Genomic DNA, 19247 nt, shown 5'->3' with positions numbered 1-19247 from the left:
GCCGGGCCGCCGTCCACCATTCCCGGACCGCCGTACCCGTACGCCGGGCGGCAAGCCGGGCCGCCGTCCACCATTCCCGGACCGCCGTACCCGACCGCCGGGGTTTCTCCGCGGGCGGCAAGCCGGGCCGCCGTCCACCATTCCCGGACCGCCGTTCCCGACCGCCGTACCTGCCGGCGGGCAGCAGGCCGTTCCCGACCGCCGGGGTTTCTCCGCCTGCGCGGACCACGGCCGGTACGGCCATAGACTGGGATTGTGAGTGATTTCTCAAATGTTCCCGCCGCGCCGCGCAGCACGGATACCTGGCTGCTGAAGGCCCTCGCCGCCGATCTGGGGGAGGCCGGGTACACCGTGGACGGTGTGGCCGGGCTGCTGGGCGAGGAGGCATCGGCGGCCCTGCAGCGGGACCAGCTGGTGCCCGCCCTGCTGGCCTGCCGTGCCGAAGCGGAGGCCGCCGAGCCGCGTCGCGTGGCGCTGCCGGTATTGCTCTGGCTGCTGGGCGAAACAGTGGAGCGTGCCCAGTTGGACGCGGCGCTGCCCCGCACCGGCACCGAAGGCCTGCTGGAACTGGGACTCATTGAACGCGGACGCATCTTCGGCACCTTCCGTGCCGCCGTGGACCTGCGCCCGTACGGTGCCGACGACGGCGCCGCCGGCACCGAGGGAAACCCGAACGGCGATCTCTGGGTGGCCAGCGATCTGGGCAGCCACCAGCGTCCCGGTGTGCTGCGCCGCGACCATGTCCTGGGTATCGGCCAGGCGTCCCTGAGCCTTGCGCAGCTCACGGTGCGCGTACCCGTGGACCGCGCCCTGGACCTCGGCACGGGCTGCGGTATCCAGACCTTCCACCTGTTGCGACACGCGGACCACGTCACCGCCACGGACATTTCCGAACGCGCCCTGGGGTTCGCCCGGTTCAACCTGATGCTCAACGCCACCCAGCTGGACATTGACCCGGACCAGCCCGACGAACGGTTCAGCCTGCGTCTGGGCAGCCTGCTGGAGCCGGTGGCCGGTGAGAAATTCGACCTGGCGGTCTCCAACCCGCCCTTCGTGATCACTCCGCGGACCGGGACCGAGACTGAAAGCGACCGGTTCACTTACCGGGACGGCGGGATGGCCGGGGACGGCATTGTCTCCGCGTTGGTCTCCGGGCTTGGGGAGGTGCTGCGCCCCGGCGGCACGGCGCAGATGCTGGGCAACTGGGAGATCCCGGCCGGAGAAGAGGAGAATTGGTCCGCGCGGATCCAGCAGTGGGTGCCCGGAGGCACCGACGCATGGGTCATCCAGCGCGAGACGCTGACCCCCGCGGAGTACGCCGAAATGTGGCTGCGGGACGCCGCGCAGGGCAGGGACGGCGGGGAATACGCCGCCGCGTACGCCGGGTACCTGCAGGACTTCGCTTCCCGCAACGTGGGTTCTGTGGGATTCGGCTCACTCTGGTTGCGCCGGCGGCGTAAGCCGGACGCCGAACCGCTGCGGCGGTTCGAGGAAATCACCCACCCCGTGGAACAGCCCATGGGCCCGCACCTGGAGGCAGCGGTCCGCCGCTTCGACTGGGTGAGCACCCGCACCGACCTGGCGTCCGCCCATCTGACCGTGGCCGACGACGTCACCGAGGAACGCCACCAGCGGCCCGGAGCCGAGCATCCCGGTGTGATCCTGCTCCGGCAGGGCGCCGGGCTGCGCCGGACCAACCTCATGAGCACGGAGCTCACCGGTTTCGTTTCAGCCTGCGACGGTGAGCTGTCCGTCGGGCAGATTACCTCGGCGCTGGCGGCGCTGCTGGACCGTTCCGATTCCGAATTCGGCGCAAGCCTGATCGGGGAAGTGCGTAATCTGGTGGAGGACGGCTTCCTCGTTCCGCTGTACAGGTAGGCTCCCGGCCGATCCTGGGAACAGATCAGTGCGCGCCGTGCTTTATGGTTACCCTAGTGCTGGGGCATCGCGCATACTGTCTGTGGATGAAGCCGGACAGCGAATGCCCGGAGCGTGGATGCACCGGACAGCCGGATAAGAACCGGCCCCAATCATTTGATACCCGTTACGTAGGAGAACAGTGCCAGTTAAGGCAACGGACAAGAAGACCGGCAAGAAGAAGCTTGTAATTGTCGAGTCTCCGGCCAAGGGCAAGACCATCGCCGGATACCTCGGCGAAGGCTTCGAGGTGACGGCGTCGATGGGGCACATCCGCGATCTTCCGCAGCCCTCCGACCTGCCCGCCGAGCTGAAAAAGACAGCTGTGGGCAAGTTCGCCGTGGACCTCGACAAGGACTTCGAGCCCTATTACGTGGTGTCCGCGGACAAAAAGAAGAAGGTGGCCGAGCTCAAGGCTGCCCTGAAGGACGCCGACGAGCTTTACCTCGCAACTGACGGTGACCGCGAAGGCGAAGCCATTGCCTGGCACCTGCTGCAGGTACTCAAGCCGAAGGTCCCCGTTCACCGGCTGACCTTCCCCGAAATCACCCGCGAAGCCATCCAGCGGGCGCTCCAGGAGATGCGCGACGTCGACGTGGCCATGGTGGATGCCCAGGAGACCCGGCGCATCCTGGACCGCCTCTACGGCTACGAAATCTCCCCGGTGCTGTGGCGCAAGGTGGCCCGCGGCCTGTCCGCCGGCCGCGTGCAGTCCGTCGCCACCCGCCTGGTGGTGGAACGCGAGCGTGAGCGCATGGCGTTCCGCGCGGCGTCGTACTGGGACCTCGTGGGTACCTTCGCCACCGAGGCAGCGGAAAAGTTCAAGGCCCGGCTGGTCTCCGTGGACGGAGCCCGTGTGGCCACCGGCAAGGATTTCACCGACCGCGGTGTCCTGAAGTCCAAGACTGCCGTCCACCTGGATGAAGCCTCGGCAGTGTCCCTGGCCGCCGGCCTGGAAGCGGCGGCGTTCACCGTCCGTTCCGTGGACACCAAGCCCTACACCCGCCGTCCGGCCGCGCCGTTCACCACCTCCACCCTGCAGCAGGAGGCAGGCCGCAAGCTGCGGTTCTCCTCGCGGGTCACCATGCAGGTGGCCCAGCGGCTGTATGAAAACGGCTACATCACCTATATGCGTACGGACTCTCCGGCACTGTCGGACCAGGCGATCAACGCCGCCCGCCGGCAGGCCTCGGAACTCTACGGACCCGAGTACGTGCCGGAGGCCCGGCGCGTCTACAAGGGCAAGTCCAAGAACGCCCAGGAAGCGCACGAAGCCATCCGGCCCGCGGGCGACTCCTTCCGCACCCCCGCCCAGGTGGCTTCCTCGCTTCGCGGCGACGAGTTCCGGCTGTACGAGCTGATCTGGAAGCGTACCGTCGCCTCCCAGATGGCGGACGCCAAGGGCTCCACCGCCTCCGTGCGGCTCGGTGCCGTGGCCGCGGACGGCCGCGACGCCGAGTTCTCGGCCTCCGGTACGGTCATCACCTTCCGCGGTTTTATGGCCGCCTATGAAGAGGGGCGCGACGCCGTACGCGAGGACGACGAGGCCGAGGGCACCGAGGGTGCACGCCTGCCGGTGCTGAAGGCCGAGGACCGGCTGACGGCTGCCGACATTGCCGCCGGCGGGCACGAGACCTCCCCGCCGCCGCGGTACACCGAAGCGTCGCTGGTGAAGATGCTCGAAGAGCTTGGCATCGGCCGCCCGTCCACCTATGCCGCCACCATCTCCACCATCATGGACCGGGGCTACGTCACCAGCCGCGGCCAGGCACTGGTGCCCAGCTGGATTGCGTTCTCCGTGGTCCGCCTGCTGGAGGAGCACTTCACGGACTACGTGGACTACGACTTCACCGCCGAACTCGAAGAGGACCTGGACCGCATTGCCCGCGGCGAGGCCGGACGCGTGGAGTGGCTGAACCGGTTCTACTACGGCGACCGCGTTGAAACCGGCCTCCACACCATCGTTAATGACCTGGGCGAGATCGATGCCAAGGCCATCAACTCCATCGAGATTGCCGACGGGATCATGCTCCGCGTGGGCAAGTTCGGCCCCTACCTGGAGCGTCCGCTGCCCGCCGACGCCCCGGAAGGCACCGAGCCGGAGCGGGCCAACGTGCCCGAGGACCTGGCTCCCGACGAGCTGACCGCCGAAAAGGCCATCGAACTGATGGAGACCGCCGCGCCCGAGGAACGGGTGCTCGGCACCGATCCGGAGACCGGACGGACCATCGTGGCCCGCAACGGCCGCTACGGCCCGTACGTGATCGAGCTGATCCCGGAGCCCACGGAAGAGGAACTGGCCAACCAGCCGGTGGAGTACTACAAGAACGGCAAGCCGAAGCCGCCGAAGAAGCCGGTCAAGGTCAAGCCGCGCACCGGCTCGCTGTTCAAGTCCATGAGCGTGGAAACGGTCACCCTGGAAGAGGCGCTGAAGCTGATGAAACTGCCGCGCGTCCTGGGTACCGACGCCGAGGGCAACGAGATCACCGTGCAGAACGGCCGCTTCGGTCCGTACCTGAAAAAGGGCACCGACTCGCGTTCCATCGGCTCGGAAGAGGAGATCTTCACGATCACCCTGGAGCAGGCGCTGGAGATCTACTCCCAGCCCAAGCAGCGCGGCGGCCGTCAGGCAGCGGCACCGTTGGCGGAGTTCGGCACCGACCCGGTCTCGGAGAAGCCCATTGTGGTGAAGGACGGCCGGTTTGGTCCCTACATCACGGACGGCATCACGAACATCACCGTGCCGCGGTCCACAGCCATTGAGGAGCTGACCCGCGAGCAGGCGATCGAGCTGCTGGCGGAGAAGCGGGCGAAGGGCCCGGCCAAGAAGCCCGTGCGTAAGCGTGCAGCCCCCAAGAAGGCTGCGGCAAAGAAGTAGGGAACGGGATAGAGCCATAATGGGAACATGCGCCTAGGCGTCCTCGACATCGGGTCCAATACCGTCCACCTGTTGCTGGTGGACGCGCACCCCGGTGCCCGTCCGGCTCCTTTCGCCTCGCACAAGCGGCCCCTGCAGCTGGTGTCCTACCTGGATGCCGACGGGGCCATCAGCGACGCCGGCCAGGACGAGCTGATCGGGTTCGTCAACGAGGCGTGGGACTTCGCCCGGCGGCACGGCGCCCAGGACCTGCTGGCGTTTTCCACGTCCGCCGTCCGGGAATCCGCCAACGGCACCGAGGTCCTGGCCCGGGTGCACCGGGAAACACCGGTACAGCTGGAGGAACTGTCCGGGGGAGACGAAGCCGCGATGACGTTCCTCGCCGCCCGGCGCTGGTACGGATGGGGGGCCGGGTCCATCCTGGACCTCGACATCGGCGGGGGATCCTTCGAAATGGCCATGGGCCCGGACGAGCTGCCAGCCATTGCCCGGTCCCTGCCCCTCGGGGCCGGGCGGCTGACGCGGGACTGGCTGGCCGAGGACCCGCCCACCCCGAAAAGCGTCAAGAAGCTGGGCAAGTACATTCGCGGGCTGGTGCGGGAGACCGCTGAGGAGTTCGGAGCCGTGGGACGTCCGGACCTGGTCACCGGAACCTCCAAGACCTTCCGTTCCCTTGCCCGCATTGCCGGAGCCGCGCCGTCGGCCGCCGGGCCCTTTGTGCCCCGGCAGCTGACCCTGGATGATCTGTCGCTGTGGACCAAGCGGCTGGGCGCCATGAGCTCCAAGGACCGCGCCGGGTTGGACGGAGTCTCCGCGCTGCGGGCTCCGCAGATGCTGGCGGGGGCCCTGGTGGCGCAGGCCGCCATGGAAGCCTTTGACATTCCGGTGGTGAAGATCTGCCCCTGGGCTCTGCGTGAGGGGCTGATCCTGCGGCGCTTCGACACCCTGAGATTCGAAACCACCGGCGAACTTCCCAGCAGTCCCGCGGACGGCGAGGAATTCCTCGTACCCGCCGGAGCTGCCTCCCCGAACGGAAAGCCCAGCTGATATGAGTCCGTCCCCTGTCCCGTCTTCCGCCGAGCCGCTGCCCGCACCGGCCGTCGACATCCCGGTGGCCCTGTCCAGCGCCTCGGTCTATCCGCTGTCGGTGCATGACGCCTTTGCCGTGGCGCACGACCTCGGGTACGACGGCGTCGAAGTCATGGTGACCAACAGCGCGATCAGCCAGAACCCGGACACCCTGCGGGACCTGAGCGAGCGGTACCAGCAGCCCATCCTCGCCATCCATGCCCCCACGCTCTTGCTGACCCAGCAGGTCTGGGGCAAGGCCTGGACCAAGATCGAGTTGTCGGCGGCCATGGCGGCGGAGGTGGGGGCCTCCACCGTGGTGGCCCACCCGCCGTTCCGCTGGCAGACCGGCTATGCCGAAAACTTCGCCGAGGGCGTTCAGGCCATTGCCGAGCAATACGGGGTCACTATCGCGGTGGAGAACATGTATCCGTGGCGGGTGCGTGGTCGGGAGGCCAAGGCCTACCTGCCGCACTGGAACCCGGTTCCGGAACCCTATGAACACGTCACCTGGGATTTCTCCCACGCGGCCATTGCCGGGATGGATTCCTTCGAACAGATCCGCAAGCTCGGGGACCGGCTCAGCCATGTGCACCTTACGGACGGAACCCCCAACGGCAAGGACGAGCACCTGCTGCCGGGTGAAGGCACACAGCGCTGCGCCGAGGCACTTTCCTACCTGGCGGGGTCCGGTTTCAAGGGTGTGGTGGCCATTGAGGTCAGCACCCGCAAGACCAAGGTGGCCGGAGAACGCGAAGAGCAGTTGAAGCAGACGCTGGACTTTGCCCGCGAGCATCTCCGGCCCAAGGCGCCGCTGGTGCAGCGTTGACGGCATAGGGACGCTGCGTCAGATCCGGCGTCGCGCTGACCGGGACTCGCTGACCGGGACTGCGGTCCGCCGTGACAGAATCGAAGCCATGGACAGCGCACAGAATCCCCGACTGACATTCCTTGGCTGCGGCTCGATGAACGAAGCCATCCTCGGCGGCATCCTCGCCGGCGGCCTGCCTGCCGGGCAGGTCACGGCCACCGTCCGGCGGCCCGAACGGGCGGTAGAGCTGCGTGCGGCCCACGGCATCACCGTGCTTGCCGAGGGTGACGACGCAGAGGCCAACCGGAAGGCGGTGGCCGGAGCCGACCTGGTGATTGTGGGCGTCAAGCCAGTAGGCGTGGCGGACCTGCTGCGGCAGGTGGCCGACGCGCTGCCCGCCGGAGCCGTGGTGCTCAGTGTGGCCGCTGCGGTACCGCTGTCCCTGATGGAATCCCTGCTCCCTGCAGGTCAGCCGGTCATCCGGTCCATGCCCAACACCCCGTCCCGGCTGGGCCGCGGCGTGGTATCGATTTCCGCCGGAACCCATGCCGGACAAGAGGCAATGGACCTGGCCCGCCGGGTCCTTTCGGCTACCGGCACGGTGGTCGAGGTGCCGGAGGAGCAGGTGGACGCAGTCTCCGCGGTCAGCGGGTCCGGCCCCGCCTACGCGTTCTACCTGGCGGAGGCAATGGCCCGTGCCGGCGTCGAACTGGGCCTGGATTCGGACCTGTCCGCCCTCCTGGCGCGTGAAACCGTGGCCGGTGCCGGGTACATGCTGGCCGAGCCCGACGCCGACGCCAGCGCCCTGCGGCGTGCGGTCACCAGCCCCAACGGCACCACGGAAGCGGCCATCGCTGCCTTCGACCAGCACGGTCTCCCGGGCATCATCGAAGCGGGCGCCCATGCTGCGGCGGCCCGCGCCCAGGAAATCACCGCCCAACTCTCCAAGTAGGACCCGGCCCCGGGAACCTGTCGCGCAGACGGTGCAGCGGCCGCCGGGCCAGGCGGAGGAGGCGGGCGCGAGTGCTGCTACGGGAGGGTCGTAGGGCCCGGCGCGTTGCGCGAGGGCTGCAGGGCCCGGCGGAGGCGGCTTTAATATTCCGCGAGCTCTGCGAGCAAGGAATTTCGTTGCCGCCGGAGCCGGGCCCGGAGGCCCGCCACCCGGGGACACCCGGAACCCGCCCGGAACCCACACGGAGGCCCGTCACCGGGGACACCCGGAACCCGCCCGGAACCCACCCGGAGGCCCGTCACCCGGGGACACCCGGAACCCGCCCCGCCCCGGAGGCCCGGACAGCCGGCAACGCCTACGGCCGCGCGGCGAACCGTTCGAGCAGATCCACGTGCCCGGCCACAATCAGGGTGTCGCGGCTGGAGACCTTGGTGTCCGGCTGCGCATAGGTGAAGTCCTCGCCCGGCGATTTCACGCCCACCACGGTCACGCCGTACTTGGCCCGCACATTGGCCTCGCCGAGGGTGAAGCCCTGGGTTTCCTTGGGCGGGTACATCTTCACAATCGCGAAGCCGTCGTCGAACTCGATGAAGTCCAGCATCCGTCCGCCCACCAGGTGCGCGGCGCGCCGGCCGGCGTCGGCCTCGGGGTAAATGACGTGGTTGGCGCCGATCCGGGTGAGGATCTTGCCGTGTGCCGGCGTGATGGCCTTGACCCACAGATGCTCAATGCCCAGGTCCACCAGGTTCACAGTGATCAGCACGCTGGATTCGATCGAGGTGCCCACGCCGACGACGGCTGCGGAAAAGTCCTCCGCGCCGAGTTGCTTGAGCGCTTCGATGTTGGTCGCGTCCGCCTGCACCACGTGGGTGAGGATGCTGGAGGCCTTCTGGACCAGGGCGGGGTCGCGTTCCACGGCGAGGACTTCGCGGCCCTGCCGGACCAGCTGTTCGGCGGTGGCGGCACCGAAACGGCCCAGTCCGATAACGAGCACCGGAGCGTTGTGGGCGGGTCTGTCAGCCAATGATCGGCCTTTCTTCAGGGAAGTGGTACAGGGTGTTGCGCTGGCGCACGGCCAGGGCCGCGGCAAGGGTAATGGTGCCGACGCGGCCGGCGAACATCAGCAGGGAGAGCACGTACTTGCCCGACGGTGGCAGTACCTCGCTCAGGCCGGTGCTCAGCCCCACGGTGGCGAAGGCCGAAATCACTTCGAACAGTACCGGCTGCAGCGTTTCGTTGGTGATGACCAGCAGGGCCAGGGTGGCCACCGCAACCAGGGTGGCGCCCAGGATGGTCACGGAGATGGCCACGCGCATGGCGCTTTGCGGGATGGTCCGGCCGAAGGCCCGAACGTCCGAGTCGCCGCGGGCCTCGGCCACAACGGCCAGGAACAGTACGGCAATGGTGGTGACCTTGATGCCGCCGGCGGTCGACGCCGAGCCGCCGCCGGCGAACATCAGCATGTCGGTGACGAGCAGCGTGCTCGAGTCGAGGTCGGACATGGAGACCAGGTTGAAGCCGCCGGAGCGGGTCATCACGGAGGCGAAGATGGCATGGATGATTTTGTCCGGGACGGAGAGGTCGGCGATGGTGCGGGTGTTGAACCATTCGAACGCACCCCAGACCACCGCGCCCACCACCAGCAGGATAAGGGAGACCAGGACGGTGAGCTTGGTGTGCAGGTTCCACTTGCGGATCCGGTGGCGGGTGCTGAGCAGGACCATGATCACAGGGAAGCCCAGCGATCCGATGAACACCCCCAGCATCAGCGGAACCAGGATCCACAGGTCCTCTTCGTAGGGCACCAGGCCGTCGGAGTGCGGGGTGAAGCCGGCGTTGTTGAAGGCGGAGATGGAGTAGAAGACGGCATGCCACACCGCCTGCCCAAAAGATTCGCCCAAAATCATAAAGCGCGGGGCCATGACAGCTGCCAGCGCCAGTTCAATGACGACGGCGGTACTGAAGACAATCCGCAGCAGGTGGCCCACTTCGCCCAGCCGGCCGGTGTTCATGCTTTCCTGGGCCAGCAGCTTGCCGCGCACGCCCAGCCGCTTGTTCACGGCCAGGGCCAGCAGTGAGGCGAGGGTGAGGATGCCCAGGCCGCCCACCTGGATGGCGATCAGGATCATCACCTGGCCGAACGCGGACCAGTACGTGGCGGTGGAGACCACGGTCAGTCCGGTGACGCAGACTGCGGACACCGCAGTGAAAAGGGCATCGTGCAGGGGAGTGGCCTCGCCGCTGCTGGACGCCACAGGCAGGCTCAAAAGGGCGGTGAAAAGCAGGATGACCAGGGTGAAGACGGTGAGGGCCAGCCGAGCCGGACGGCCGCTGACCATGTTGTCCACGAAGTCGCGGATGCCGGCAATGAACGAGCGCTCGGTGCGCTGTTTCGATTGCAAAAGTGGCTGCCGAGGGAGTGCCATTGTCTCTTTGTTCCAGTTCCCGTTCTTGTCCGCGGATGATTGAGCACAGAAAATATTTCCAGCACAGCGGTAAAGCTTCTCATCCGGCAGCTGGGCGCGGACACCAATATCAGGGTAACCCCCTGATCGCGTACCCTGTCTGCATGATCAGTTCCGGGCTCAGCCTCCCTGTTATGCCCACGTGCATTGTCTGGGACGAATCCCTGCTGGCCTACAGCTTCGGGCCGGGCCACCCCATGAGCCCGGACCGCCTGGACCTCACGGCGCGGCTGGCCCGCGAGCTCGGCCTGTTCGACGTCGAAGGGGTCCGGCTTGCCGAGCCCTACGTCGCGGCCGCGGCGGACCTGCTGACCGTGCACAGCTACGACTACGTCAGTGCGGTGCAGGCCGCCAGCGCCGATCCCGCGGACTGCAACGAGGCCATGGGCCTGGGGACCGAGGACACTCCGGCCTTCGCCGGAATGCATGAGGCAAGTGCCCGGCTGGTGGGCGGTTCCCTGGCCGCTGCCGATGCCGTGCTCTCCGGCAGCGTGCTGCATGCCGTGAACTTCTCCGGGGGAATGCACCACGCCGGCCCTGAGAAGGCAGCCGGGTTCTGCATCTATAACGACGCCGCGGCCGCCGTTGCCCGGCTGCTGGCCAAGGGCGTGCAGCGGGTGGTGTACATCGACGTCGACGCCCACCACGGCGACGGAACGCAGAACATCTTCTGGGACGATCCTCGGGTGATGACCATCTCCCTGCACGAAAGCGGCCTGACCCTGTTCCCCGGGACAGGCTTCGCCAATGAAACCGGCGGCAAGGGTGCCGAAGGCACGGCAGTGAACATTGCCCTGCCGTCCGGCACCAACGACGCCGGCTGGCTGCGGGCCTTCCATGCCGTGGTGCCCCAGCTGACGGAAGCCTTTGCCCCGGAAGTGATTGTCAGCCAGCATGGCTGCGACAGCCACAAGGATGATCCGCTGACCGGGCTGAGGACCAGCGTGGAGGCCCAGCGCCAGGCTGCCCTGACCATCAGCGACCTGGCCGGCCGGCTCTGCGAAGGCCGCTGGATCGCCACCGGCGGCGGGGGGTACAACGTCGCCTCCGTGGTTCCCCGGTCCTGGTCCCTGCTGATGTCCGTTGCCGCCAACGGCCGGATCCGCCCGTCCACACCGGTCCCGGCGGCCTGGCGGGACTACGTGCTGGAAAAGCACGGGGTGAAATGCACCGACACCATGGGGGACGGAGTGGATCTGTGGTGGCGTTCCTGGGAGGTGGGGTATGACCCCAATGACGGGATTGACCGCACGGTAATGGCCACCCGCAAGGAGCTTTTCCCCCTGCACGGGCTTGATCCGTGGTTTGACTAGCCCCGGCCCGAAGATGCCCGCGCCCGCTGATGCGGTTAGGCTGAATCCATGGTTTGTGACGATGTATTTGCTGTAATCGCGGAAGGCACGCGCCGTGAGATCCTCGGTGCGCTGCGCACCGGCGATAAATCGGTGGGGACGCTGGTGGAGGAACTCGAGGTCAGCCAGCCCACCGTATCCAAGCACCTGAAGGTGCTCCGTGATGCAGGTCTCGTCTCCATGCGCGCCGAAGGGCAGCGCCGCTACTACTCACTGCAGTCCGCACCCCTCGAGGAACTGGTCCTCTGGCTGCGGGCATTCGAGCTGCCTTCCCTGAATGCGCAGACACCCCGTCTGGCCTCCGTGGGCGCCGGACGCAGCACCGCAGCCGCTGCCGCCGCCGGTGCCCTGGTGCCCGGCGCCGCCGAGGCGCGGCCCCTGCCCCTGGACGCCGGGGTGCAGAACCTTGGCCGTACGGTTGGGCGCGCCGCAGAGCGTGCGGCCGACCTTTTCGGCCAGCTGCCCAAGTTCCGCCGCCGCCGCCCCTAGCCGGGGCCTTTCACGCCGGTTCATTACGTGCCGCATCGCGCCCGCGGCGGGTGCGGACTAGCGTAGTGGGGACCGGGGGACGCGACGCAAAAGGAGCAGCAGCATATGGAACGTGTACTGACACGCGTGCGGGACGACGTTTTCCGCCGCAATCCCGGGGAAACGGAATTCCATCAGGCAGTGGTCGAAGTTTTCGACTCCCTGGCCCCGGTGCTGCGCAAGCACCCCGAGTTCGCCGAGGCTGCCATCCTGCAAAGGATCTGCGAACCGGAGCGCCAAATCATCTTCCGTGTGCCCTGGGTCGATGACAAAGGGCAGGTCCGGATCAACCGCGGTTTCCGGGTGGAGTTCAACTCTGCGCTGGGCCCCTACAAGGGCGGACTGCGGTTCCACCCCTCCGTCTACCTCGGCATCATCAAGTTCCTCGGATTTGAGCAGATCTTCAAGAACGCCCTGACCGGCATGCCGATCGGCGGCGGCAAGGGCGGCTCCGACTTTGATCCGCGCGGAAAATCCGACGCGGAGGTGATGCGTTTCTGCCAGTCCTTCATGACCGAGCTGTACCGGCACATCGGCGAGTACACCGACGTGCCTGCCGGCGACATCGGCGTGGGCGGACGGGAGATCGGCTACCTGTTCGGCCAGTACAAGCGGATCACCAACCGTTACGAGTCCGGGGTGCTTACCGGCAAGGGCGTGAGCTGGGGTGGCTCGCTGGTCCGGCCCGAAGCCACCGGCTACGGCGCGGTGATGTTCGTGGAGGAAATGCTCAAGACCAAGGGCATGAGCCTGGACGGCCAGCGCGTGATCGTCTCGGGTTCGGGCAACGTGGCCATCAACGCCATCGACAAGGCGCAGATGCTCGGCGCCACGGTGGTGGCCTGCTCCGACTCCTCCGGCTACGTGGTGGACGAAAAGGGCATTGACGTCCCGCTGCTGCGGCAGATCAAGGAAACCGAGCGCGGGCGCATCTCCGAGTACGCGCAGCGCCGCGGGCACACTGTGAACTATGTGGAGGGCGGTTCCGTCTGGGACGCGGGTGCCGGCGTCGCCCTGCCCTGCGCCACGCAGAACGAACTGGACGAGGCCGACGCCCTGGCCCTGATCAAGTCCGGAGTCCGGGCGGTGGCGGAGGGCGCAAATATGCCGTGCACCCCGGCAGCCATTTCCGCGTTCCGCGATGCCGGCGTGCTCTTCGGGCCGGGCAAGGCCGCCAACGCCGGAGGAGTGGCGACTTCCGCCTTGGAAATGCAGCAGAACGCCAGCCGCGATTCCTGGTCCTTCGAGCATACGGAACGGCGGCTCACCGAGATCATGGTGAACATCCACGAGCGTTGCGCGCGCACCGCGGAGGAGTACGGGGCGCCGGGCGACTACGTGGTGGGGGCCAACATCAGCGGGTTTGTGAAGGTGGCGGACGCGATGCTGGCGCAGGGCGTCATCTAGCGGTTCGGGGTGATCGGAGGCCGTAGCGGAGAAAGAACTTCCACTATGGTTACTCCAGCCACTACAGTAGGGACAAACGGGGCCATCCGTGTGATGCACGCGATGTCTTTCAGCTCTGGTGTTCCCCAATGCCGGGCTGCGGGAGCGGCAGCTAATGAGCAAAGGAACAGGAATAAATGGCAGACGAGGGCAACTTCTCGGATGTGCGGTTTCTGACGGTGTCGGAAGTCGCCGATGTCATGCGCGTGTCCAAAATGACGGTGTACCGGCTGGTGCACTCCGGCGAGCTGCCGGCCGTGCGCTTTGGCCGGTCCTACCGGGTGCCGGAGTCCGCCGTGCAGAAGGTGCTCCGCGACGCCGTCATTGACCGGCGTTCGGACTCCGCCTGAGCAGGCCGCGCCAGCGGCCTCGGCGCTGTCATTTCCCACAGCGCCGAAGCTGTACCCTGTTAAGGAACGTTTTAATCGTCGCAAGTAACTACCGGTGTATGCCCCTTGAAGCCTTGGCTGCAGGGAGTGCACACCGGTGACTCCTAATAAGTTTGTGAGGACTCTGTGGGTTCAGTAATCAAGAAGCGCCGCAAGCGTATGGCAAAGAAGAAGCACCGCAAGCTGCTTCGCAAGACCCGCCACCAGCGCCGCAATAAGAAGTAACCACTTCTTCGCGACCGCTGTCAGCGGCCGGTGCAGTTCGCCGGTCCGCTACGGCAGAGCCCGCCAGTCCTCACGGATGGGCGGGCTCCGGTATTTAACGGGTGTGAGGTATTTACCGGGCCTGAGGCATTTACCGGGCCCGGACCCAGGAGAAGCCCCGCCACAGACCATAGGCCGCACCGGCTACGGTGGCGGACTTCAGGCCCAGGGTTGCTGCCCTGCGGCCGGAGCGGAAGTCATAGACAGGCCAGTTCCGTTCACGGGCGTGGCGGCGCAGTCGCGCGTCCGGGTTAATCGCCACTGGATGCCCCACCAGGGTCAGCAGCGGCACGTCGTTATACGAGTCGCTGTAGGCCCAGCAGTCTTCCAGCACCAGGCCCTCTTTGGCGGCCAGTGCCAGCACGCCGTCGGCCTTGGCCTGCCCATGGAGGAACTCGCCCACCAGACGACCGGTGTACAGCCCGTCGGTGACTTCACTGACCGTACCCAGCGCTCCCGTCAGGTTCAGCCGGGACGCGATCACCGAGGCGACTTCCACCGGGGTCCCGGTCACCAGCCAGACGGGCCGGCCCGATTTCATGTGCTGTTCGGTAAGGGCGCGTGTTCCGGGCCAGATCTTCGAGACAATCATCTCGTCGTAGACCTCTTCGCCTAGGGTACGCACGTCCTCGGCAGACAGTCCGGTAGCGAAGGCCAGCGCGGCATCCCGGACCGAGTGGACGTCCTTGAGGTTTTCGCCCTGGATCATAAAACGCAGCTGTTTGCGGGCGAACCCGGCTGCTTCGCGCAGGGTGAATACCTTGCGCTGGTACATCTTGCGCGCCACGTGGAACAGGCTCGCTCCACGCATCAGTGTGTTGTCGACGTCGAAGAAGGCTGCTTCGCCGGGTCTGCCCACCGCATCCGGGGTTCCGTTGGCGCGGACTGCAGTGGCTCGGGGCATGCTTTGAGTCTACGCAAATACCGGCCTCCGCGCGGAAATCCGACGCTTTGGCGCTATTTTGGACATATGAGCGAAACCGCCGGACCGGAAGTTGTCCTCCTGACCCGACCGGGCTGCCATCTGTGCGAAGACGCCAGGCTGGTGCTCAAACGCGTAACCGGGGATCTCGGTGTCCCGTGGCAGGAACAAAATGCCGAGGAATACCCCGAACTGGCCGAACGGTTTGGCGAAGAGATACCGGTTCTCTTCATTGACGGTGTGCAGCGGGACTTCTGGACCATCGATGAGGCGCGCCTCAGGCGGCTGCTGGAGGCATGATGATGCCCGAGGATGCCCGATCCACCGACGAACGGACCGCACTGGAACGGGAAACCGCCAACAGTGACCAGGCTCCGGCCGCTGCCGGGTCCGGGGGCCAGCGGCGCATCCCACCGGCGTCGCTGGCCCGGTTGACCATCTACCTTCGTGCCCTGTCCGCAATGCTGGCCGACGGGATCGAGCGGGTTTCCTCGGAGGAACTGGCGGAAGCTGCCGGGGTCAATTCCCCCAAGCTGCGCAAGGACCTGTCTTATCTGGGTTCTTACGGTACCCGGGGCGTGGGTTACGACGTTCCCTATCTGAGCGGGCAGATCTCGGCGGCCCTGGGACTGACCCTGAACTGGCGGGTGGCCATAGTCGGGGCAGGCAACCTGGGACGGGCACTGGCCGGATACCCCGGGTTCGGCAGCCGGGGGTTCGAGGTGGTTGCGTTGTTCGATGCGGACCAGATGGTGATTGGCCAGGAAGTCGGCTGGCTGAAGATCAGCCCGGTGGAATCCCTGGAAACGGTGTTGGAGAAGACACAGGCGAACATGGCCGTGCTGTCCGTCCCCGCTGAGGTGGCCCAGGACCTCTGCGACCGGCTGGTTGCTTCCGGCATCACCAGCATCCTCAGTTTTGCCCCCGTGGTGCTCCAGGCGCCGCCGCACGTCCAGATCCGCAAGGTGGACATGGCCACGGAACTGCAGATCCTTGCCTACCACGCCCAGCGTGCCCAGGTTTCGGAGATCGCCTCCGATGCGAGGGCGCGCCTGACCCGCTAGACCGGATCGGCCTGCAACGGCTGCGGCTCCCGGCGACGGAACCAGGGGGAGACCCCCTTGGTGAAGGTGATGCCCGTCCCCAGCGCGGCGAGTGCAGCGGCGGTCAGTTGGAGACCCGTACCCGCCGCGAGCGCGTAACAGAGCGCCGCCAGCACCAGTACGGCAGCGGCTATCCGCGCCCACCGGCGCCGGTCCTTAAGTGTCTCGGCGAGGAGCAGCGCCAACCCCAGGACCACCAGCGCATAGGCAATGTCTATTGCCGCCACGGCTTTTGCATAGAGGGAAGTGTCCACCCCAAACCGCCCGAGCAGGGATAACGCCGGCGGCAACGCGTCGGGCACCGGGAGCCGGGAAACAGTGACAAGGGTGCCGCCGAAGTTCATCAGCCCGGCACCGGAAATCAGGATGCAGGCCACCGCCATGGCCGGGGCAGGGTTGCCGGTCCGGCTGGGCAGTTTCGCCTGTACGGTGCGCACCGACCTCAACATCATCGCTGAGGCGGCATGTGCTCCGCCACGCACCCGCACAACCGTTCTGCGGGTGCCCGCCCGGGTCCGGAGATAAGCACTCTGCGCGCCTTGGCGGGTTGTTGCGGCTGCTGCCCGCACAGGCGCGTACGCGCTGCGGGCATATCCACGGACCCGGAGCCCGGCTGCGTGCGCACCGTTTCGGACCCGGGCGGCTCCGGCTTGGGCTTGTCGCGCGGTGGCGTGCGCTCCGTTTCGGACCCGGACTGCTCCGGCTTGGGCCTGTCGCGCGGTGGCTTGGGCTCCGGCCTGGACCCTGAGGCTGGCGGCGTGTGCTCCGTTTCGGACCCGGACTGCTCCGGCTTGGGCCTGTCGTGTGGTGGCTTGGGCTCCGGCCTGGACCCTGAGGCTGGCGGCGTGCGCACCGTTTCGGACCCGGACTGCTCCGGCTTGGGTAGCTTGAGCGCCGGCTCGGGCCTGTCGGGCAGTGGCTTGTGCCCCGGCCTGGACTCTGAGGCTGGCTGCGTGTGCTCCGTTTCGGACCCGGGTGGCTCCGGCCCGGGCCTGCCGCGCCGTCGCTTGTGCTCCGGCCTGGACTCGCAACCGGGCAGCCTGCGCCTTGGTACGGACCAGGGCGCGGCCCTCCAGCCATCCCGTCCGGGCCCAGGCATAAAAGCCCAGCCAGCCCGTACGGAGCCATTGGTATGCGCCCCCGGTGCCGGCGCGCAGCCAACCGTAGAGCCCGAGGAGCCCGCTGCGGATCCACAAGAGTGTGGCCAGCACGCCGCTGCGCAGCCAGCGGTATGCCCCATGCACGCCTTCACGGAACCAAGCTGAACCCGGCGATGGCCGGGGCGCCGGAGCCGGTGGTCCGGCTTCCGCGCCGGTTCCTGTAACGGCGGGTGACGCCGGGGAGTGCGGCTTCTGGGAATGGGGGTTGGGAAGCAGTGCGGCCATGGTCGTCCCTTCACGGCGTAACGTGCGTCCTCCGGCTGAGCGGGAATCGGCGCTTTCTGCCGGGGAAGAACACAACGCTACGCGGACCGCACCTGCCTGTGACCCCTTCGGGGCGGAACCTGCTGCGCCAACGGAAAAGTCCCGCCGGGAACCCGGCGGGACTTCCCTTTGGTCCGGCTCAGTACGGGTACAGGGGCGCCCTGCGGAAGTACGGATTGGACGGCTGAAGGTAGAGCATCACTATCCCTGCGATCCCCAGCAGGCTCGACACCAGGGAGATCAAACTCAGCGGGGAGGTGAAGTAGGCGCCCAGCATGGTGAAGATGCCAATCAGTGCGAAGGCCGCAAAAACGGTGCCCAGGATCCGGGCCCAGTTCTTCCCCCGCCGGACAAAGATCGCGACGAGCACGTAGAAACCGAAACCAATGAAGGCAATAACAATCCCGAAGCTCACCAGGAAGGAATTCACGTTGGTCGCTTCCATGCCGGAATCGGCCAGTGTCTGCTGCTCTTCGGCGGTGAGCAGTGAGGGAAGGTCAAAGGAGGTGATGATGTTGTTGATCAGGCTCAGGACACCCGCGGCCAGGATCAGCCAGGAGCCGATGACCACCTCGCGCGGTGCCGGACCCTTTGGCGGGCGCTGTCCCATGCCTCCGGGGTAGGCATACCCGGACGGCTGCGCGGCCTGGTAGCCGTACGGCCCGGAAGCGTATTGGCCGTACTGAGGTTCCGGCCGCGGGCCGCTGCCGGGCTGGCTGGAGGAGCTGCCGGGCTGGTTGGAGGATCCGTACGGGTCGGGACCGGGAGGAAGATTCGGGTCACGGCCGGGATCAGGGGTGTTTTCAGGTGTAGTCATGTCCGCCTGCCAGATGGTTGGAGTCTTGCCGGACGGACTGATCCCTCAGGGCACGAGCCGCCGGCCCCCCGCAACCAGCCTATCGCGGCAGGGCCTGCGGAGGCAGGGCCTGCCGCAAGGCAAGAGGCGGGGCACGGTCCGGGGCACGGTCCGGAAGCACGGGCGGGGTGGAGAAATGCCGGACCGGCAGAAGGCAAAAAGCAGCCCCGGACCAAACGGGCCGGGGCTGCTTGGGGGTTCTTCACCGTTACGCTGCTACGAAGGCAGCTTCAACGTTGATGGTGACCTTGTCGCCCACCAGCACGCCGCCGGTTTCCAGCGCAGCGTTCCAGGTCAGGCCGAAATCCTTGCGGCTGATGACGGTGCTGGCGGAGAAGCCGGAGCGGGTGGCGCCGAACGGATCAACGGCAACGCCGTTGAATTCGGTGTCCAGGACCACCGTGCGGGTGGTGCCCTTGATCGTCAGGTCGCCGGTCACCTTGTAGGTGGAGTCGGAGCCCTCGATGCTGGTGGCGGTGAACGTCAGTTCGGGGAACTGCTCGGCGTCGAAGAAGTCGGCGCTCTTGACGTGGCCGTCGCGGTTGGCGTCGTTGGAGTTGAAGGAGTCGGCGGCGATGACGGCGGTGGCCCGCGTGTCGGCCAGGGTCTCGCCGACCGTCAGGGTGGCTTCGACCTTGTCGAAGTTGCCGCGGACCTTGCTGATGCCAGCGTGGCGGACGGTGAAGCCGACCTCGCTGTGCGATGCGTCGAAGTTCCAGGTGCCGGTGGTGAGACCGCTGGGGATCATGGGAAAACTCCTTCTGTTAGCGTGCCGGGGGAGGGGTTCCTCCGGCATGTTCATGCATTTGCATTTAGTGTTGCACGGTTTGGTTAAAGGTTCAAGTTATTTGGGTCTGCCGATTCGGACAATT

The 19247-nt window shown here is 66.9% G+C and carries 18 protein-coding genes; 12 read left to right on the top strand and 6 right to left on the bottom strand.

Features of this window, described 5'->3' with window-relative positions:
• The first annotated feature begins 255 nt into the window (after window positions 1-255).
• The 5 genes from AC5RUF_RS12630 (at window position 256) to proC (ending at window position 7626) form a co-directional block, all read left to right on the top strand.
• Window positions 256-1878, top strand: coding sequence for a DUF7059 domain-containing protein (locus AC5RUF_RS12630; RefSeq protein WP_494130794.1), 1623 nt, complete (start codon window positions 256-258; stop codon window positions 1876-1878).
• 181 nt (window positions 1879-2059) lie between these two features.
• Window positions 2060-4795 (top strand): type I DNA topoisomerase, encoded by a 2736-nt coding sequence (topA, locus tag AC5RUF_RS12625; RefSeq protein ID WP_493997189.1) that lies wholly within the window; start codon window positions 2060-2062, stop codon window positions 4793-4795.
• Between the two features lie 27 nt (window positions 4796-4822).
• Entirely contained in the window at window positions 4823-5842 is a 1020-nt protein-coding gene (locus AC5RUF_RS12620) for a Ppx/GppA family phosphatase (RefSeq protein WP_494130793.1), read from the top strand.
• A 1-nt stretch (window position 5843) separates the two neighbouring features.
• The gene (locus AC5RUF_RS12615; protein WP_493997191.1) at window positions 5844-6692 is read left to right on the top strand and encodes a sugar phosphate isomerase/epimerase family protein; all 849 of its coding nucleotides are present in this window, start codon (window positions 5844-5846) and stop codon (window positions 6690-6692) included.
• 88 nt (window positions 6693-6780) lie between these two features.
• Window positions 6781-7626, top strand: a complete 846-nt coding sequence (gene proC, locus AC5RUF_RS12610; RefSeq protein WP_494130792.1) for a pyrroline-5-carboxylate reductase — start codon at window positions 6781-6783, stop codon at window positions 7624-7626.
• A 355-nt stretch (window positions 7627-7981) separates the two neighbouring features.
• Here the strand turns inward: proC and AC5RUF_RS12605 are convergent, their stop codons facing one another.
• Both AC5RUF_RS12605 and AC5RUF_RS12600 read right to left on the bottom strand, forming a co-directional pair.
• The gene (locus AC5RUF_RS12605; RefSeq protein WP_493997908.1) at window positions 7982-8620 is read right to left on the bottom strand and encodes a potassium channel family protein; all 639 of its coding nucleotides are present in this window, start codon (window positions 8618-8620) and stop codon (window positions 7982-7984) included.
• Between the two features lie 22 nt (window positions 8621-8642).
• A complete protein-coding gene (locus AC5RUF_RS12600) occupies window positions 8643-10052 on the bottom strand; it encodes a TrkH family potassium uptake protein (protein ID WP_494130791.1) in 1410 nt (469 codons plus the stop codon).
• A gap of 173 nt (window positions 10053-10225) precedes the next feature.
• Here AC5RUF_RS12600 and AC5RUF_RS12595 point away from each other — a divergent pair, with 173 nt between their 5' ends.
• The 5 genes from AC5RUF_RS12595 to AC5RUF_RS12575 all read left to right on the top strand — a co-directional run bounded on the left by AC5RUF_RS12595 (window position 10226) and on the right by AC5RUF_RS12575 (window position 14031).
• A complete protein-coding gene (locus tag AC5RUF_RS12595) occupies window positions 10226-11404 on the top strand; it encodes an acetoin utilization protein AcuC (RefSeq protein ID WP_494130790.1) in 1179 nt (392 codons plus the stop codon).
• A gap of 48 nt (window positions 11405-11452) precedes the next feature.
• Window positions 11453-11932, top strand: a complete 480-nt coding sequence (locus tag AC5RUF_RS12590) for an ArsR/SmtB family transcription factor (RefSeq protein WP_494130789.1) — start codon at window positions 11453-11455, stop codon at window positions 11930-11932.
• Between the two features lie 105 nt (window positions 11933-12037).
• Window positions 12038-13378 carry an NADP-specific glutamate dehydrogenase gene (gdhA, locus tag AC5RUF_RS12585; protein WP_493997525.1) on the top strand — a complete coding sequence of 447 codons (1341 nt, stop codon included), beginning with the start codon at window positions 12038-12040 and terminating at the stop codon, window positions 13376-13378.
• A gap of 176 nt (window positions 13379-13554) precedes the next feature.
• A complete protein-coding gene (locus AC5RUF_RS12580) occupies window positions 13555-13767 on the top strand; it encodes a helix-turn-helix domain-containing protein (protein ID WP_493997526.1) in 213 nt (70 codons plus the stop codon).
• Window positions 13768-13932: 165 nt separating this feature from the next.
• Window positions 13933-14031 (top strand): 30S ribosomal protein bS22, encoded by a 99-nt coding sequence (locus AC5RUF_RS12575; protein WP_003792170.1) that lies wholly within the window; start codon window positions 13933-13935, stop codon window positions 14029-14031.
• Window positions 14032-14161: 130 nt separating this feature from the next.
• Here the strand turns inward: AC5RUF_RS12575 and AC5RUF_RS12570 are convergent, their stop codons facing one another.
• Window positions 14162-14974, bottom strand: coding sequence for an HAD family hydrolase (locus tag AC5RUF_RS12570; protein ID WP_493997527.1), 813 nt, complete (start codon window positions 14972-14974; stop codon window positions 14162-14164).
• 66 nt (window positions 14975-15040) lie between these two features.
• On the opposite strand from AC5RUF_RS12570, the gene AC5RUF_RS12565 reads away from it, so the two are divergent.
• Both AC5RUF_RS12565 and AC5RUF_RS12560 read left to right on the top strand, forming a co-directional pair.
• Window positions 15041-15292 (top strand): glutaredoxin family protein, encoded by a 252-nt coding sequence (locus AC5RUF_RS12565; protein ID WP_493997528.1) that lies wholly within the window; start codon window positions 15041-15043, stop codon window positions 15290-15292.
• A gap of 2 nt (window positions 15293-15294) precedes the next feature.
• Window positions 15295-16056: a redox-sensing transcriptional repressor Rex gene (locus tag AC5RUF_RS12560; protein ID WP_493997530.1), complete on the top strand. Its 762-nt coding sequence runs from the start codon at window positions 15295-15297 to the stop codon at window positions 16054-16056.
• Here the strand turns inward: AC5RUF_RS12560 and AC5RUF_RS12555 are convergent.
• The 3 genes from AC5RUF_RS12555 to AC5RUF_RS12545 form a co-directional block, all read right to left on the bottom strand.
• Window positions 16053-16532, bottom strand: a complete 480-nt coding sequence (locus AC5RUF_RS12555) for a hypothetical protein (protein ID WP_494130788.1) — start codon at window positions 16530-16532, stop codon at window positions 16053-16055. The genes AC5RUF_RS12560 and AC5RUF_RS12555 overlap by 4 nt on opposite strands.
• Before the next feature lie 1126 nt (window positions 16533-17658).
• On the bottom strand, window positions 17659-18336 hold the full coding sequence (locus AC5RUF_RS12550) for a hypothetical protein (RefSeq protein ID WP_493997176.1): 678 nt from the start codon (window positions 18334-18336) through the stop codon (window positions 17659-17661).
• Window positions 18337-18583: 247 nt separating this feature from the next.
• Window positions 18584-19123, bottom strand: a complete 540-nt coding sequence (locus AC5RUF_RS12545) for a YceI family protein (protein WP_493997177.1) — start codon at window positions 19121-19123, stop codon at window positions 18584-18586.
• Window positions 19124-19247 lie beyond the last annotated feature (124 nt).

The organism is Arthrobacter sp. Y3224198 (assembly GCF_059090025.1).
This window is presented reverse-complemented; position numbering and strand designations above follow the sequence as displayed.